General features: G+C 63.4%; 1 protein-coding gene. It reads right to left on the bottom strand.

The window, feature by feature from the left end; genetic code table 11:
- Positions 1 to 243 (bottom strand): fatty acid desaturase (locus EOB49_RS35715; RefSeq protein ID WP_206526233.1); only part of this gene is annotated, 243 nt, incomplete at both ends.

Here is a 243-nt window from a genome sequence, read left to right as displayed (position 1 = left end):
AGCGCCAGGTCACCGGATTGCGCATGATCATGAAGCAGGCGATCTGATAGACCGCATCGTTCATCCACTGCGTCCGGAAAGCGGTGCCGTGGCCGCATTCGTGCCAGCGCGAATCCGTCGAGGAGCCATAGAGGACGCCATAGACGAAGAAGAACGGCACGCACCACCATGTGCCCCAGAACCAGGCGCCGCCGGCGCCGCTGACGATCAGCGCGGCGAACCAGATTGCCGTATCGCGGATCG

It is taken from the genome of Mesorhizobium sp. M7A.F.Ca.MR.148.00.0.0, assembly GCF_003997735.1.
Classification (GTDB): Bacteria; Pseudomonadota; Alphaproteobacteria; order Rhizobiales; family Rhizobiaceae; genus Mesorhizobium.
This window is presented reverse-complemented; position numbering and strand designations above follow the sequence as displayed.